Source organism: Ramlibacter ginsenosidimutans, assembly GCF_016654015.1.
In the GTDB taxonomy this organism is placed as follows: domain Bacteria; phylum Pseudomonadota; class Gammaproteobacteria; order Burkholderiales; family Burkholderiaceae_C; genus Ramlibacter; species Ramlibacter ginsenosidimutans.
Window position 1 is genome coordinate 18,079 of the sequence record NZ_JAEPWM010000016.1, and the last position, 15,329, is coordinate 33,407.

Below are 15,329 nucleotides of genomic sequence, written 5' to 3' on the forward strand. Positions count from 1 at the left end.
GGCGTGAAGTCCTGCGCGCCGGTCAGGACAAGGGCAGGGACAGCGTCGCGACCACCCCGCCGTCCTCCGCGTTGTTCAGCTCGATGCGGCCGTGGTGCAGCGAGGCGATCTCGCGCACGAAGGGCAGGCCCAGGCCGGTGCTCTTCTTGCGCGAGTGCGGGCGCGCCAGGGAATAGAACTTCTCGAAGACCTTTCCGACGGCGTACTCCGGGATGCCGGGGCCGTGGTCGCGCACCCGGATGCGCGCGCCGCGCGTCCCGCGCTGCAGCGTCACCGTGACGTCGCCTTGCGCCGGCGAGAAGTCGATCGCGTTGTCCAGGAGGTTGCTCACGGCGCGGCGCAGCAGGAAGGCGTCGCCTTCGATCGCGATGTCGGCGGGGGCGTCGAGCAGCACGCGCACCTGGCGTGCCGCGCCCGCATCGGCGGCGGCCGCGACCGTTTCCTCCAGCAGCGGCCTCAGCTGCACCGGCGCGACGTGCTCCAGCGCCCTGCGGGTCTCCAGCGCGGTCAGCTCCATCATGCGGTCGACCATCTCCTGGATGCGCTCGGTCTCGCGCGTGATGTTGCCCAGGAATTTCTGCCGCTGCTCCGCCGGCATGCCGGGTTCCTGCAGCAGTTCGGCCGCGCCGCGGATCGCCGACAGCGGGCTCTTCACCTCGTGCGTGAGCGTCTGCACGTAGTCGGCGACGTAGTTGCGTCCGGCCAGCGCGTCGCGCATCTCGTCGTAGGCGGCGCCGATCACGCCCAGGGCGCGGCGGCCCAGGCGCGGCAGGCTGATGCGCCGCTGCGCGCGCACGAAGCGCACGTAGTCGCTGATCAGCCCGAAGGGCCGCACCAGCCACACCGAAACGATCACCGCCAGCAGCAGCGCGGCGACCACCGAGAACAGGCCGACGTACAGCGTCTTGCGCCGCGCCGCTTCGACGAACTGGCCGAAGCTCTGCACCGGCTTGCCCACCGACACCGCGCCGACGATCTGCTCGTGCCAGCGCACCGGCGCGGCCACGTACATCACCGTGGTGGCCGGGTCGCCCTCGACGTCGGGCGTGCTGCGGGCGCCGTACTCGCCGCGCAACGCCAGGCGCACGTCGCGCCACTTGGAGGAATCGGTGCCGCCAGCGCGCCCGAGCGAGTCGAACAGCACGCGGCCGCTGCGGTCGGTGACGCTCACGCGCAGTTCCACCTTCTGCTTGGTCAGGCTGAAGATGCGCGCGTCGAAGCGGCGCGCGTACAGGTCCCTGAACAGGGGCTGCAAGCGCGTCACGTCGATGGCGCCGTCCCGCACGTCCTGTTCCACCAGCGTGGCCACGAGCTGCGAGGTCTCGACCAGCGACTCCTCGGCGGACTCGCGGTAGCGCGGGTCCAGGTCCGCCAGCACGCGATAGAGCAGGAAGGCGATGCCCGCCGCGTAGATCAGCAGGATGCCGACGAAGATCCGGTTGCGCTTGCCCGTCACTGCGCCGGCAGGTCTTCGCTCAGCGCGTAGCCGGCGCCGCGCAGGGTGCGGATCGGTTCCAGCCGCGGCGCGACGGCCTTGAGCTTGGCGCGCAAGGTCTTGATGTGCGCATCGACGGTACGGTCGAAGCTGTCGCTGTCGTCGTCCCAGACGCGCGAGAGCAGCTCGTCCCGCGTGTACACGCGCCCGGGCTTCTGCACCAGCAGGCGCAGGATGCCGTACTCGTAGCGCGAGAGCTCCAGCGGCTGGCCGTAGTAGCGGATGCGGCGGCGTTCGTCGTCCACGTTGAAGACCGGGGGCGCCGCCGCCGGCGCGGGCGCCTGTGGCGGGCGTTGCGAGCGCCGCAGGATCACGCGCACGCGCGCCACCAGTTCGCGCGGCGAGAAGGGCTTGGCGATGTAGTCGTCGGCGCCCAGCTCCAGGCCGACGACGCGGTCGATCTCGTCGCTGCGCGCGGTGAGGAACAGCATGGGCAGGTCACGGCCGCCGGGCAGGTCCTGCAGGCGCTTGAACACCTCGAAGCCGTTCAGGTCCGGCAGGCCCACGTCGAGGATCACGAGGGCGGGCGCTGCCTGTCGGAATTCCTGCAGCGCCTGTTCGGCGGTGCTGCACCACACGGGCGTGAAGCCGTCGGTGGCCAGCACGTACTGGATCGTGTCGGCGATGCCGGATTCGTCTTCCACGACCAGGATGCGGGGCTTGCCGATCATGGCCCCCATGGTAGCGCTGGCGGACGCCAGCCGCCGACTCAGGTGACGGGCGCCGGGTTGAACAGCACCAGCTGGTTGTGCAGCTTCCACTGTTCGGCCCAGGTCTTCTTCCCGCTCGCCACGTCCAGCATCAGGCGGAACAGCTGCCAGCCCACGTCCTCGATGCTGGCTTCGCCCTCGGCGATGGTGCCGGCGTTGAGGTCCATCAGGTCGTGCCAGCGGCGCGCGAGGTCCGAGCGCGTGGCGACCTTGATCACCGGAACTTCCGCCAGTCCGTAAGGCGTGCCGCGGCCCGTGGTGAACACGTGCAGGTTCATGCCGGCCGCGAGCTGCAGCGTGCCGCAGATGAAGTCGCTGGCGGGCGTCGCCGCGTAGACCAGGCCGCGGGTCTTGAGCTTCTCGCCGGGAGCGATGACGCCGGCGATGCGCGAACTGCCCGACTTCACGATGGAGCCCATCGCCTTCTCGACGATGTTGGCCAGGCCGCCCTTCTTGTTGCCCGGCGTCGTGTTGGCGCTGCGGTCGACGGCGCCGCGCTTCAGGTACGCGTCGTACCAGGCCATCTCGCGCACGATGGCTTCGGCCACCTGCGGCGTCGCGGCACGCGAGGTGAGCTGGGCGACGCCGTCGCGCACCTCGGTCGTCTCGGAGAACATCACGGTGGCGCCGGCGCGCACCAGCAGGTCGGCGCAGAAGCCGACGGCGGGATTCGCGGTGACGCCGGAGAAGGCGTCGCTGCCGCCGCACTGCACGCCGACCACCAGCTCGCTGGCCGGCACCGTCACGCGCTGGCGCCGGTTCAGGCGCTCGAGGTGCACCTTGGCCTGGCGCAGGATGGAGTCGACCATCGCCATGAAACCCACGTGCGCCTCGTCCTGCAGGCACACCACGTCGAGCTCGGGAGCTTCGCCGCGCGCATCCGTGATCGGGATGGTGCCGGGCGGCAGCAGTCGCTCGGGCTGCAGCTTCTCGCAGCCCAGGCTGACCACCATCACCTCGCCGCCGAAGTTCGGGTTGAGGCTGATGTTGCGCAGCGTGCGGATCGGGATCACCGCGTCGGGCGCGTCGATCGCGACGCCGCAGCCGTAGCCATGCTCCAGCGCGACGACGCCGTCGACGTTGGGATAGAGCGGCAGCAGCTCCGAGCGGATGCGGTCGATCGCGAAGCGCGTCACGCCGGCCACGCACTGCACGCTCTGCGTGATCGCGAGCAGGTTGCGCGTGCCCACGGAGCCGTCCGCATTGCGGTAGCCCTCGAAGGTGTAGCCCTCCAGCGGCACGGACTCGACTTGCGGCGCGGTGGCGAAGGGCAGGTCGTCCAGGCTGCGCGCCTCGGGCATGCGCAGCAGGCGCTCGTGCACCCAGGAGCCGGCGGGAATGTCCTTCTCCGCATAGCCGATGGGCACGTCGTAGCGGCGCACGACGCCGCCGGCAGGGATGTCGACCAGCGCCACCTTGTGGCCTTGCGGCACCTTCTCGCGCAGCGTGAGCCCGGATGCGAAGACGGTGCCCGCGGGCAGGCCGCCGTCGTTCGCCACGATGGCTACGTTGTCCGCGGGGTGCATGAGGATGTGGAGGGGAGGGCGGCTGGAGGTCTCGGTCATGGCGGACGCGCTCTCCCCGGACGGCAGGGCGGGAAAACGCGGTGGGTGAATGCCTGACATTCTTTTAGAATGAGCCCCATATGTCAAGCAAAGAGGCTACCGAGCCCCTGCTGCAGGCCGAAGCCACGGGCCCGCTGTCGGGCCAGATCTATGCCCGCGTGGTCGAGGCCATCCTGCGCGGCGACTTCGGCGCGCAGGGCAAGCTGCCCACCGAAAGCGCGCTCGCGGCGAGCTATGGCGTGTCGCGCCCGACGATCCGCGAAGCCTTGTCGCGGCTGCGCTCCGACGGAGTCATCGACTCCAGGCGGGGCGCCGGCAGCTTCGTGGTGCGCATGCCCGCGGCTCCGGTCGCCAGCCTCACGCCCATCCGCAGCCTGGCCGACGTGGAGCGCTACTACGCGTTCCGCTCGTGCGTGGAAGCGGGCGCGGCAGCCGAGGCCGCGGAGTTCCGCAATGCCGATGACCTGCAGGCCCTGCAGGCGGCGTACGACGCGCTCAACGCCGCCGAGGAGCGCGCAGGCTCTGCCGTGGAAGCGGATGTGCAGTTCCACCTGGCCATCGCGCGCTGCTCGCACAACCCCTTCTTCGTGGCGACCATCGAAACGACCGTCGCGCCGATCCGCCAGTTCATGGAACTCGCGCACAACGCGGGCGACAGCCGCGGTCCGGACCGCGTGCACGTCACGCGCATGGAGCACCAGGCCGTGGTCGACGCCATCGTGCGGCGTGCGCCCGCCGACGCGGCGGAGGCCATCCGCACGCACATCCTGAACGCCAAGCAGCGGATCTTCGAAGCGACCCGGCTGGCCTGATTCCGGGTTTCCCCTGATCCCGCTTTGCCAGACATACACCATCATCATCGGTTGTCGGACATCTGACGACTCACCTATTCAGACCGCCTCCATCCAGACCTAGGGACCCCCATGAAGCTCTCGCTGAACAGACTCGCCACCGCCCTCGCCATCGCCGCCCTGGCGTGCGCGACCCTGAGCGCCGAGGCGCGCACCTTCCGCTCGGCCGACGTCCACAACAAGGACTTTCCGACCAACAAGGCCGTCGCGTACATGGGCGAGCAGCTGTCCAAGGCCACCGGCGGCAAGGACAGCATCAAGGTCTTCGGCGACAGCGCGCTCGGCTCCGAGAAGGACACCATCGAGCAGGTGAAGATCGGCGCGCTGGACATGGTGCGCGTCAACTTTGCGGCCTTCAACGGCATCGTGCCCGAGTCCGTGCTGCCGGCACTGCCCTTCCTGTTCCGCGACATGGACCACTTCCGCAAGACCATGTACGGCCCGCAGGGCGACAAGATCCTGGCCGGCTTCGAGAAGGCCGGCTTCATCGGACTCGCCATCTACGAAAGCGGCGCGCGCTCGATGTACGCCAAGAAGCCGATCAAGAGCCTGGCCGACATCAAGGGCATGAAGGTGCGCGTGCAGCCGTCCGACCTGTTCGTGGGCATGGTGAGCGCCATGGGCGCGTCGCCCACGCCCATGCCGTACAACGAGGTGTACACGGGCCTGAAGACGGGCCTGATCGACGCCGCGGAGAACAACTATCCCTCCTACGACGAAGCCAAGCACTTCGAGTCGGCGCCGGTGTACTCCGAGACCATGCACTCGATGTCGCCGGAAGTGCTCGTGTTCTCCAAGAAGACCTGGGACACCCTGAGCAAGGAAGAACAGGCGGCGATCCGCAAGGCGGCCAAGGACTCGGTGCCTTACTACGTGAAGCTGTGGGAAGCGCAGGAGAAGGCCGCCCGCGCCGACGTGGTCAAGGGCGGCGCGACCATCGTGCCGGCCGCGCAGATCGACCGCGCCGCGTTCGTGCAGGTCGAGAAGCCGGTGTGGGACAAGTTCTCGCCGACGCCGGAGCTCAAGGCGCTGGTGCAGGAGATCGTGAATGCCAAGTGACGCCGTCGCGGCGGGCGTGGAGTCGGATGCGGAAGGCATCGTCGGCCTGGCCGGCACTGCCGACCGGCCGCTGCCGCCCTCCGCGAACTGGCTCACGGCCGTGAACTCGCGGCTGTCGCGCTGGGCGCTGTACCTCGCCAGCGTGTGCCTCGCGGCGCTGCTGGCGGTGGTCGTGTACGGCGTGGTCATGCGCTACGTGTTCAACGACGCGCCGCCGTACGTGGAGCAGGTCGCCCTGCTGCTGGTGATCTCGGTGGCCATGTTCGGCGCGTCCGCCGGCGTCCGCGACGCGGGCCACATCGGCCTCGATTCGCTCGTGCGCAACCTGCCGCCGCGGGTGCAGTTCTGGTGCAAGGTGGCCGTCGAAGTGCTGAGCGGCACCTTCGCCGTGTCGCTGGTGCTGGGCGGCGTGGAGATGGCGCTGTCCACGCAGGGTGCGACGATTCCCACGCTGGGCCTGCCCGAGTCCACGCGTTACGTGCCGGTGATCCTCTCCGGCATCCTGATCCTGCTGTTCTGCGTGGAACTGCTCATCGCCCTGTTCAAGGGTCACAAGGTGATCGCCTCATGGCACTGACCGTCCTGTGCGCGAGCTTCGTGATCCTGCTGGTGCTCGGCGTGCCGGTGGCGATCTCCATCGGCCTGAGCTGCCTGGCGACCTTCGCGGTGGAAGGCCTCCCCTTCGAGACCGCCATCCAGATGATGGTCTCGGGCATGAACGTGTTCTCGTTCCTGGCCATTCCCTTCTTCATCTTCTCGGGCGAGCTGATGCTGCACGGGGGGATCGCCGACAAGATCGTCGCCTTCGCCCGCAGCCTGGTGGGCCACTGGAAGGGCGGCCTGGGGCTGGCCAACGTCGTGGCCTCGACGCTGTTCGGCGGCGTGTCCGGCTCGCCGGTGGCGGACACCTCCGCCATGGGCGGCGTGATGATCCCCATCATGAAGCGCGAGGGCTACAGCGCGGGCTACGCGGTCAACGTGACCACCCACGCGTCGCTCTCCGGCGCGCTGATGCCCACCTCGCACAACATGATCATCTACGCCTTCGCGGCGCAGGGCGCGGCCGGCATGGTCGCGGGCCACACGGTCAAGGGCGTGTCGATCGGCGACCTGATGTTCGCCGGACTGATCCCCGTGTTCTGGATCATGGTGTGCATGCTGGTGGCCGCCTACTGGCAGGCCCGCAAGTACGGCTTCCCGCGCAGCGAGGACGGCCGCTCGATGGTCTCGGCCTTTCCCGGCTGGGGCGCGGTGCTGCGCACCTTCGTCGCTTCGGTGCCCGGCCTGGCGGTGGTTGCGATCATCCTCGTGTGCGTGATGAAGGGCGTGACCACGGCGACCGAAGCGGCGGCGATCGCCGTCACGTATTCGCTGCTGCTCACCGTCTTCATCTACCGCACGATGACGCGCGAGCGCCTGCTGAAGTCGCTGGCCAAGGCGAGCAAGACCACGGGCGTGATCCTGCTGCTGATCGGCGTGTCCAACATGCTGCGCTACCAGATGGCGTACCTGGAGATCCCGGACACGATCGAGCAGGCGCTGCTGGCCGCGACCCAGCATCCCTGGCTGATGCTGCTGTACATCAACATCATCCAGGTCGTGCTGGGCATCTTCCTGGACATGGCGGCCCACATCCTGATCACGACGCCGCTGTTCCTGCCGCTGGCGATGCAGATGGGCGTGGGGCCGGTGCAGTTCGGCATGATGCTGCTGCTGAACTGCGCGCTGGGCCTGGTGCATCCGCCGGTGGGCAGCGTGCAGTTCGTGGGCTGCGCGATCGGCAAGATCTCCATCGGCGAAGCGACCAAGACGGCGTGGCCTTACTACCTGGCGATCTTCATCGCGATCAACCTGGTGACCTATGTGCCGGGATTCTCGACCTGGCTGCCGTCGCTGATCACGGGGCATCGCGTGTTGTGATGCGCTCTTGGGCGAAGGAAAAGGCGGGCTTTGTGCCCGCTTTTTTTTGCTCCGGGGGGGCGCGAACTCTTTGCCTCTGCGGAGGGCGGGGGCGTCGCGGCAGGCGGCGTGCGGTGCAGGCCCGCTGGGCATCGGTCGGCGGCTGCGCGCGCCGACTCCCCTGGAAGCCGGTCCGGGCGGCGTCGCGCGGCACAACTCGCAGAGAGTTTGCCCGCGCGCGGTCAAACTCTCTGCTCGGACAAGTGCCGCGGTAGCATGAAACGTACGCGCGGTTCGATACGCTGCGCTCTCGTAACCGCGCTCCGCCGCCCGGACCGGCTTCCAGGCGAGGCCCCTGATGCGGGCCTGCACCGCACGCCGCCTGCCGCGACGATGAGCAGTGGGGCCCCTGCGCGGAAGACTCACGGGCCCCCTTGCTCGACTCACGGGCCCCGTACTCGTAGGCTGGCGGTGAGCACCGCGAACCCCAGCGATCCAGCGTAGCGCAGCAAGCTGGGGTTCGCCTGCGGCTCACCACCAGCCTACGGTCTGCGCTTCACCAACGCAGGTCCCGTGCGTGTCCTCGTGACGAACGACGGGATCTAATCCGCGCGAATGCCCGCCTGCGCGACGACTTCCGCCCAGCGCTTGCGCTCGCTCGCGAAGAAGCGGTCGTCCTCCGCGGGGCTCATGGTCACCACTTCCGCGCCCTGGCCGGCGAGACGTGCACGCACTTCCGGATTGCGGATCGCGCGCACGAACTCGGTGTTCAGCCGCTGCACGATCGCCTCCGGCGTGCCCTTGGGCGCCAGCACGCCTTGCCAGGTGCCGGTCTCGTAGCCGGGCACGCCTTGTTCCGCGATGGTGGGCGCGTCGCCGATCAGGGGCATGCGCTTGCCCTTCGAGACGCCGATCAGCTTCAGCTTGCCGCTCTGCACGTACGGCAGCGTGGCGAGCATCCCGTTCATCATCACCTGGCACTGGCCCGCGATCGTGTCCTGGATGGCCTGGCTGCCGCCCTTGTACGGCACGTACTGCCAGCGGGCGCCGGTGGCCTGCTGCAGCGCCACACCCGCAAGGTGGTTGGCGCCGCCCGTGCCGCTGTTGGCGAAGTTCAGCTCCTTCTGCTTGGAGAGCGCGACCAGTTCCTTCAGGTTGTTCGCCGGCACCGAGGGATGAACGACCAGCAGGTGCGGTGAGTAGGCCAGCATGGTGACGCCGCGCAGTTCCTTCGACGGGTCGAAGGACAGCTTCGTGTAGACCGAGGGCGAGATCGCCAGCGCGCCCACGTCGCACAGCAGCAGCGTGTAGCCGTCGGGCGCGGACTTCGCGACGAGGTCCGCGCCGAGGTTCCCGTTGGCGCCGGAGCGGTTGTCGACCAGCACCGTCTGCTTGAACGCATCGGCCAGCGAGTTGCTGATCATGCGCGCGATGATGTCCGACGAGCCGCCGGGCGGGTAGGGCACGACGATCCGGATCGTCTTGTTCGGCCAGCCGGATTGCGCGAAGGAGGCGGGCGCCGCGATGGCGGCGGCGGTGGACAAAAGTGCCTGGCGGCGATTCAGTTTCATGGTGGGGCTCCAATGCAAAAAAGAGAAGCGCCGCATGCGGCGCGTTGTGATCAGGCCTGGGTATAGGCCGTGTTGACCACTTGCGCCTTCCCCCTCTGCGGGAAGGCGGGGATGGGGGCGCTCGGCACGGGGAGCGCCCCCACCCCAACCCTCCCCCAGAGGGGGAGGGAGAAACTCCACCTCACCGCACCAGGCATGGCCTCTTCGGATCGAACTTCCATCCCGGCACCAGGAACTGCATCGCGATCGCGTCGTCGCGCGCGCCGAGTCCGTGTTGCTGGTACAGCTGGTTCGCCTTCGCGAGCTCGCCTTCGTCGATCTCGATGCCCAGGCCCGGCTTTTTCGGCACCTGCACGTATCCGCCTTGGATCTTCAGCGGCTCCTTCGTCAGGCGCTGGCCGTCCTGCCAGATCCAGTGCGTGTCGATCGCCGTCACCTTGCCGGGGGCGGCCGCGCCCACGTGCGTGAACATGGCAAGCGAGATGTCGAAATGGTTGTTCGAGTGCGAGCCCCAGGTGAGGCCCCAGTCGCGGCAGGTCTGCGCGACGCGCACCGAGCCTGCCATCGTCCAGAAGTGCGGATCCGCGAGCGGAATGTCGACGGACTGCAGTGCCAGCGAGTGCGCCAGCTGGCGCCAGTCGGTGGCCACCATGTTGGTCGCGGTGGGCAGGCCGGTGGCGCGACGGAACTCCGCCATCACCTCGCGGCCGGAGAAGCCTTCCTCGGCGCCGCACGGGTCCTCGGCATAGGCGACCACACCCTGCATCTTCTTGCCGAGCCGGATCGCGTCTTTCAGCAGCCAGCCGCCGTTGGGGTCCAGCGTCACGCGCGCCTGCGGGAAGCGCTCGTGCAGCGCCGTCACCGCTTCGACTTCCGCGTCGCCGCTCAGCACGCCGCCTTTGAGCTTGAAGTCCTGGAAGCCGTAGCGCTTCTGCGCCGCTTCGGCGAGGCGCACGATGGCTTCGGGCGTCATCGCTTCCTCGTGCCGCAGGCGGAACCAGTCGTCCTGCGCATCCGGTTCGGATGCGTAGGGCAGGTTGGTCTTCTTGCGGTCGCCGACGTAGAACAGGTAGCCGAGCATCTGCACGGCCTCGCGCTGCTGGCCTTCGCCGAGCAGGGCCGCGACCGGCACGCCGAGGTGCTGGCCTTGCAAGTCCAGCAGCGCCGATTCCACGGCGGTCACCGCGTGGATGGTCGTGCGCAGGTCGAAGGTCTGGTTGCCGCGGCCGCCCGCATCGCGGTCCGCGAACTTCGTGCGCATCGCGTTGAGGATGGCCTGCAGGTTGCCGACGGTCTGCCCTTCGACCAGGGGACGCGCGTCTTCCAGCGTCTGGCGGATCTTCTCGCCGCCCGGCACTTCACCGAGCCCCGTGTGGCCGGCGTTGTCCGTGACGATGACGATGTTGCGTGTGAAGAAGGGCGCATGCGCGCCCGAGAGGTTCAGCAGCATGTCGTCCCGGCCGGCGACCGGGACCACGCGCATGCTCTTGACGACGGGTGAAGACATCAGTCCGCCGAGATGTGGCGCGCCTCGATCAGCGCCTTCCAGCGGGCGTACTCCGTCGCCTGGAACTTTGCGAAGTGTTCCGGCGTGTCACCCACGATCTCGAAGCCCTGGGACAGCAGGTTCGCCTTCACGGCGGGGTCGTTCAGTGCGGCGACCATCGCGTCACGCAGTTCGGTGCGGATGGCCAGCGGCGTGCCCTTGGGCGCCGCGACGGCTTGCCACGACTGCACCTCGGCACCCTTGACGCCCTGCTCCTGCAGCGTGGGCACGTCCGGCAGCAGCGGCGAGCGCTTCTCGGAGGAGATCGCCAGGGCGCGCACCTTGCCCGCCTTGATGTGGCCGATGATGCTGTTGATGTTCACGAAGGCCGCATTCACCTGGCCGCCCAGCAGGTCGGTGATGGCGGGGCCGCCGCCCTTGTAGGGCACGTGAAGGCCTTGCGTGCCGGTCTGCTGCCACAGCAGTTCGGCGGAGAGGTGGTCGGAGGAGCCGACGCCGGAGGAGGCGAAGCTCAGCTTGCCCGGGTGCGCCTTCAAGTCCTTCAGCAGGTCCGCGACGCTGTGGTCCGGCGAGTTGTTCGGCACCACGAGCACGTTGGGGGCCTGCACCAGCACGGTGATGGGATCGAAGTCCTTCAGCGCGTCGTACTGCACGGTCTTGAGCAGGTGCGGCGCGATCACGAACGGGCCCAGGGAGGACACGAACAGCGTGTAGCCGTCCGCGGGCGCGCGCTTCACGTACGCGGCGCCGATCGTGCCGGTGGCGCCGGCGCGGTTGTCGATGATGAAGGTCTGGCCGAACTTCTCCCCCAGCTTCTGGGCCATCACGCGCGCGATGGCGTCGGTCGATCCGCCGGGCGGGAAGGGCACGACCATCGTGACGGTCTTGTCCGGATAGCCGGCGCCGAAGGCGCTCACGGTAGCGGCCATGGCCAGCGCCAGGCCCATCAGGGTGTTCTTCATCTTCACGGCAGACATCTCCTTTGTTGTGCGGTCTTACTGCGGGCCGAGCTTGCGAATCAGGGCGGCGAGTTCTTCCACTTCCTGCGGCTTCAGGTCCGTCAGGGGCGGGCGCACCGGGCCGGCGGACTTGCCGACGAGGGTGGCGCCGGCCTTGACGATGGACACGGCATACCCTTCGCCCCGGTTGCGGATGGCGAGATAGGGCAGGAAGAACTCGTCGATCAGGCGGTTGGTGGTGGCCATGTCGCCGGCCCAGTACGCGTTGTAGAACTCCATGGCCGTCTTCGGGATGAAGTTGAAGATGGCCGAGGAGTAAGTGGGCACGCCCAGCGCCTTGTACGCATTGGCATAGACCTCGTGCGTCGGCATGCCGCCGATGTAGACGAGGCGGTCGCCGAGCTTGCGGCGGATGGACACGACGCGCTCGATGTCGCCCGTGCCGTCCTTGAAGCCGATGAGGTTGGGGCAGCGGTCGGCGATCTTCGCGACCGATTCGGCCGTGAGGCGCGTGGCGCCGCGGTTGTAGACGATTACGCCGATCTTCACGCTCTTGCACACGGCCTCGACGTGCGCGACCAGGCCATCCTGCGTCGCTTCGGTGAGGTAGTGCGGCAGCAGCAGCACGCCCGCGGCGCCGTTGCGTTCGGCTTCCTGCGCGTACTTGATGGCCAGGGTGGTGCCGCCGCCGGCGCCGCCCACGATGGGCACGCTGCCCTTGCAGGTGTCGGCCGCGACCTTGATGACCTGAGCGTACTCCTGCGGCTCCAGCGAGAAGAACTCGCCCGTGCCGCCGGCCGCGAACAGCACCGTGGCGCCGTACGGCATCAGCCATTCGAGGCGGCCCGCGTAGCCCTTCGGCTCGAAGCGAAGCTCCTTGTCGAAGTCGGTCAGGGGGAAGGACAGCAGGCCGGAGGAGAGGGCCTTCTTCAATTCGTTGGGCGTCATGGTGCTTCAGGTAAACAGGTAAGACATCGTACAACTATCGGACGATCCTGCCAAGGGGCCGGACCCCGACACGCGGGCGGCACCGGCTGCCGCCGCACAGTTCGCTAGCGGCTTTCGGCGAGGCGCCGGCGGCGTTCGCGCGAGTTCGCGAGGTGCGTGCGCATGGCGGCGCGTGCGCCCTCGGGGTCCTGCCGCGCGATCGCGTCCACGATGCTTTCGTGTTCGGCGTTCACCCGCCGCAGGTAGGCCTGCCGCTCGGGAGTGAGCGGGCCGGGCGGTTCCAGGCGCGCGCGCGGGATCATCATCCCGCCGAGCGTGGCCATCAGGTCGGCGAAGTGATGGTTCTGCGTGGCCCGCGCGATCTCGAGGTGGAACTGGAAGTCCGCGCCGACGGCGTCGCGGCCTTCTTCCAGCGCGGACGTGAAGGTGCGCAGCGCCTTGCGCAGGGTCTCCACGTTGGCAGGCGTCCTGCGCATCGCCGCCAGCGCCGCGCTCTCGGTCTCCACCGCGATGCGCAGTTCGAGCACCGCGATGACATCCTGCAGCGTGCCGAGCTGCTCGGGCGAAATGCGGAAGGTGGAAGGGTCACCCAGGCCGACGACGAAGGTGCCGACGCCATGCCGCGTCGCCACCAGGCCGGCGGCCTGCAGGCGCGAGATCGCTTCGCGCACGACCGTGCGGCTGACGCCGAACTCCTCCATGATCGCGGCTTCGGTGGGGAGCTTCTCGCCGGGGGCGAGCGAGCCGTCGCGGATGCGCCCGCCCAGCGCGTCGACCACGTCGTGCGCGAGGCTGCGGGGGCGGCGGCGAACCAGCTCGGTCATGGGGTAAACCCTTTCGTGGCCATCTTGACAGTGCAGGGGCGATGCTGGACGATCTTGTACGACAACTGACGACAGATGACAACCTGGGTGTACCCGCACTGTAGCAGTTGCGGTACGCCTCCCCACACCAATGACCCTCTCCCACACTTCCACGCTTTCCCTCGGCCGCCTCCTCCTCACCGGCGCCGCCGGCGGGCTGGGGAAGGTGCTGCGCCCGCGCCTGCGCGCCCGGACCACCTTGCTGCGCCTGAGCGACGTCGCCGCCATGGACCCGGCCGGCCCCGGCGAGGAGGTGCAGCAGGCTGCGCTCGAGGACCGCGCGGCAGTCCACCGGCTGCTGGAGGGCATGGATGCGGTCGTGCACCTCGGCGGCATCTCCACCGAGCAGCCCTTCGATGCGATAGTTCCGGCCAACATCGTCGGTACCTACAACCTCTACGAGGCCGCGCGCAAGCACGGCGTGCGGCGTGTCGTCTTCGCGAGCTCCAACCACGTGACCGGCTACTACCGCCAGGACGAAGTGATCTCCCCGGACATGCCCATGCGGCCCGACGGCTACTACGGCATCTCCAAGGCCTTCGGCGAGAGCCTCTCGCGCTTCTACTACGACCGCTACGGCATCGAGACCGTGTGCGTGCGCATCGGCTCGTCCTTCCCCGAGCCGCGCGACCGCCGCATGCTGGCGACCTGGCTCAGCTACGACGACCTCGAGCGCGTGGTGGTCGCGAGCCTCACCACGCCCAAGGCCGGACACAGCGTCATCTACGGCGTCTCGGACAACACGCCCGGCTGGTGGGACAACACCTCGGCCCGCCACATCGGCTACCGGCCGCAGGACAGCTCCGAGCCGTTCCGCGCCTCGCGCGAGGCCGCGCAGCCGCAAGTGGATCCCGAAGATCCCGCCGTCATGTACCAGGCCGGCGGCTTCGTCCGCATGGGCCCGTTCGAGTGACGGCCATGAGCGACGTGAGCTTCTCCATGAGCGCGCGCTATCCCGACCCGCGCATCGAGGTGCTGGACGAGCGCTTCCTGAAGCTGCGCCTGTTCAGCGCCAGCGTGGAGCAGCTGTTCACCGGCCTGCGTTGGGGCGAAGGCCCCGTGTGGTTCGGCGACGGCCGCTACCTGCTGGTCTCCGACATCCCCAACAACCGCATCCTCCGCTGGGACGAGGCCTCGGGGGCGGTAAGTACGTTCCGCCAGCCCTCCAACAACGCCAACGGCCACTTCCGCGACCGGCGAGGCCGGCTACTCACCTGCGAGCACCTCACGCGCCGCGTCACGCGCACCGAGTACGACGGCAGCATCACGGTGCTGGCGGACCGCTTCGACGGCAAGCGCCTCAACTCGCCGAACGACATCGTCTGCGCGCGCGACGGCAGCATCTGGTTCACCGACCCGAGCTTCGGCATTGCCGGGCACTGGGAGGGCGAGCCCGCGGAACAGGAACTGCCGCACGCCGTGTACCGCATCGCGCCGGACGGCAAGCTGCAGCAGGTGCTGACGGACCTCGCGGGACCGAACGGGCTGGCCTTCTCGCCCGACGAGTCGGTCCTGTACATCGTCGAGAGCCGCGCGGCGCCGAATCGCCTGATCTGGGCGTATGACCACGGACGCGACGGCCAGCTGTCCAACAAGCGCATCGCCGCCGACGCCAAGGGGCCCGGGGCGTTCGACGGCTTCCGGGTCGACGTCGCGGGCAACCTGTGGTGCGGCTTCGGCAGCAACGGCGCTCTCGATGCGAACCCGGACGGACTGGACGGCGTGCGCGTGTTCGCGCCCGACGGCACGGCCATCGGCCACATCCACCTGCCCGAGCGCTGCGCGAACGTCTGCTTCGGCGGGCGCCAGCGCAACCGCCTGTTCATGGCGGCCAGCCACTCGGTGTACGCGCTGTACGTGAACACGCAAGGCGCCAGCTAGCGCGTGCGCTTCAGGGCGCCG

The 15,329-nt window shown here is 68.8% G+C and carries 14 protein-coding genes; 6 read left to right on the plus strand and 8 right to left on the minus strand.

Annotation, left to right across the window (positions count from 1 at the left end):
• Positions 1-22: 22 nt before the first annotated feature.
• Genes creC through garD form a run of 3 tightly spaced genes read right to left on the minus strand, consistent with a single transcriptional unit; the run spans position 23 to position 3,770 of the window.
• Complete coding sequence (gene creC, locus JJB11_RS24255) at positions 23-1,456, minus strand: two-component system sensor histidine kinase CreC (RefSeq protein ID WP_201177645.1); 1,434 nt, start codon at positions 1,454-1,456, stop codon at positions 23-25.
• Positions 1,453-2,166 (minus strand): two-component system response regulator CreB, encoded by a 714-nt coding sequence (gene creB / locus JJB11_RS24260; protein WP_201177647.1) that lies wholly within the window; start codon positions 2,164-2,166, stop codon positions 1,453-1,455. Before creB ends, creC begins: the two co-directional genes overlap by 4 nt.
• Before the next feature lie 38 nt (positions 2,167-2,204).
• Complete coding sequence (gene garD, locus JJB11_RS24265; RefSeq protein WP_201177649.1) at positions 2,205-3,770, minus strand: galactarate dehydratase; 1,566 nt, start codon at positions 3,768-3,770, stop codon at positions 2,205-2,207.
• An 80-nt stretch (positions 3,771-3,850) separates the two neighbouring features.
• On the opposite strand from garD, the gene JJB11_RS24270 reads away from it, so the two are divergent.
• From JJB11_RS24270 to JJB11_RS24285, 4 genes are all read left to right on the plus strand, one after another.
• Positions 3,851-4,582 (plus strand): FadR/GntR family transcriptional regulator, encoded by a 732-nt coding sequence (locus tag JJB11_RS24270; protein ID WP_201177651.1) that lies wholly within the window; start codon positions 3,851-3,853, stop codon positions 4,580-4,582.
• 111 nt (positions 4,583-4,693) lie between these two features.
• Positions 4,694-5,680, plus strand: a complete 987-nt coding sequence (locus JJB11_RS24275; RefSeq protein WP_201177653.1) for a TRAP transporter substrate-binding protein — start codon at positions 4,694-4,696, stop codon at positions 5,678-5,680.
• Positions 5,670-6,257, plus strand: a complete 588-nt coding sequence (locus tag JJB11_RS24280; RefSeq protein ID WP_201177655.1) for a TRAP transporter small permease — start codon at positions 5,670-5,672, stop codon at positions 6,255-6,257. Before JJB11_RS24275 ends, JJB11_RS24280 begins: the two co-directional genes overlap by 11 nt.
• Entirely contained in the window at positions 6,248-7,600 is a 1,353-nt protein-coding gene (locus JJB11_RS24285) for a TRAP transporter large permease (RefSeq protein WP_201177657.1), read from the plus strand. Before JJB11_RS24280 ends, JJB11_RS24285 begins: the two co-directional genes overlap by 10 nt.
• Before the next feature lie 581 nt (positions 7,601-8,181).
• Here JJB11_RS24285 and JJB11_RS24290 read toward each other — a convergent pair.
• From JJB11_RS24290 to JJB11_RS24310, 5 genes are all read right to left on the minus strand, one after another.
• Positions 8,182-9,150: a Bug family tripartite tricarboxylate transporter substrate binding protein gene (locus JJB11_RS24290; RefSeq protein WP_201177659.1), complete on the minus strand. Its 969-nt coding sequence runs from the start codon at positions 9,148-9,150 to the stop codon at positions 8,182-8,184.
• 181 nt (positions 9,151-9,331) lie between these two features.
• Positions 9,332-10,657 (minus strand): glucarate dehydratase, encoded by a 1,326-nt coding sequence (gudD, locus tag JJB11_RS24295; RefSeq protein ID WP_201177661.1) that lies wholly within the window; start codon positions 10,655-10,657, stop codon positions 9,332-9,334.
• Positions 10,657-11,619 carry a Bug family tripartite tricarboxylate transporter substrate binding protein gene (locus JJB11_RS24300; protein WP_201177720.1) on the minus strand — a complete coding sequence of 321 codons (963 nt, stop codon included), beginning with the start codon at positions 11,617-11,619 and terminating at the stop codon, positions 10,657-10,659. Before JJB11_RS24300 ends, gudD begins: the two co-directional genes overlap by 1 nt.
• A 33-nt stretch (positions 11,620-11,652) precedes the next feature.
• Positions 11,653-12,564, minus strand: a complete 912-nt coding sequence (gene kdgD / locus JJB11_RS24305; RefSeq protein WP_201177663.1) for a 5-dehydro-4-deoxyglucarate dehydratase — start codon at positions 12,562-12,564, stop codon at positions 11,653-11,655.
• A 104-nt stretch (positions 12,565-12,668) separates the two neighbouring features.
• Positions 12,669-13,388 (minus strand): FadR/GntR family transcriptional regulator, encoded by a 720-nt coding sequence (locus tag JJB11_RS24310; protein ID WP_201177665.1) that lies wholly within the window; start codon positions 13,386-13,388, stop codon positions 12,669-12,671.
• A 130-nt stretch (positions 13,389-13,518) separates the two neighbouring features.
• Between JJB11_RS24310 and JJB11_RS24315 the strand changes: the two genes are divergently transcribed.
• A complete protein-coding gene (locus JJB11_RS24315; RefSeq protein ID WP_201177667.1) occupies positions 13,519-14,340 on the plus strand; it encodes an NAD-dependent epimerase/dehydratase family protein in 822 nt (273 codons plus the stop codon).
• A 5-nt stretch (positions 14,341-14,345) separates the two neighbouring features.
• Positions 14,346-15,308: an SMP-30/gluconolactonase/LRE family protein gene (locus JJB11_RS24320; RefSeq protein WP_201177669.1), complete on the plus strand. Its 963-nt coding sequence runs from the start codon at positions 14,346-14,348 to the stop codon at positions 15,306-15,308.
• The last annotated feature ends 21 nt before the right edge of the window (positions 15,309-15,329 follow it).

What these genes read in the sequence shown, in the direction of transcription:
- JJB11_RS24300 (WP_201177720.1), bottom strand. Translation starts at nt 11,619, where the DNA reads ATGAAGAACACCCTGATGGGCCTGGCGCTGGCCATGGCCGCTACCGTG.
- JJB11_RS24285 (WP_201177657.1), top strand. Translation starts at nt 6,248, where the DNA reads ATGGCACTGACCGTCCTGTGCGCGAGCTTCGTGATCCTGCTGGTGCTC.
- JJB11_RS24290 (WP_201177659.1), bottom strand. Translation starts at nt 9,150, where the DNA reads ATGAAACTGAATCGCCGCCAGGCACTTTTGTCCACCGCCGCCGCCATC.
- creB (WP_201177647.1), bottom strand. Translation starts at nt 2,166, where the DNA reads ATGATCGGCAAGCCCCGCATCCTGGTCGTGGAAGACGAATCCGGCATC.
- JJB11_RS24310 (WP_201177665.1), bottom strand. Translation starts at nt 13,388, where the DNA reads ATGACCGAGCTGGTTCGCCGCCGCCCCCGCAGCCTCGCGCACGACGTG.
- JJB11_RS24315 (WP_201177667.1), top strand. Translation starts at nt 13,519, where the DNA reads ATGACCCTCTCCCACACTTCCACGCTTTCCCTCGGCCGCCTCCTCCTC.
- JJB11_RS24270 (WP_201177651.1), top strand. Translation starts at nt 3,851, where the DNA reads ATGTCAAGCAAAGAGGCTACCGAGCCCCTGCTGCAGGCCGAAGCCACG.
- gudD (WP_201177661.1), bottom strand. Translation starts at nt 10,657, where the DNA reads ATGTCTTCACCCGTCGTCAAGAGCATGCGCGTGGTCCCGGTCGCCGGC.
- JJB11_RS24280 (WP_201177655.1), top strand. Translation starts at nt 5,670, where the DNA reads ATGCCAAGTGACGCCGTCGCGGCGGGCGTGGAGTCGGATGCGGAAGGC.
- JJB11_RS24275 (WP_201177653.1), top strand. Translation starts at nt 4,694, where the DNA reads ATGAAGCTCTCGCTGAACAGACTCGCCACCGCCCTCGCCATCGCCGCC.
- kdgD (WP_201177663.1), bottom strand. Translation starts at nt 12,564, where the DNA reads ATGACGCCCAACGAATTGAAGAAGGCCCTCTCCTCCGGCCTGCTGTCC.
- garD (WP_201177649.1), bottom strand. Translation starts at nt 3,770, where the DNA reads ATGACCGAGACCTCCAGCCGCCCTCCCCTCCACATCCTCATGCACCCC.
- JJB11_RS24320 (WP_201177669.1), top strand. Translation starts at nt 14,346, where the DNA reads ATGAGCGACGTGAGCTTCTCCATGAGCGCGCGCTATCCCGACCCGCGC.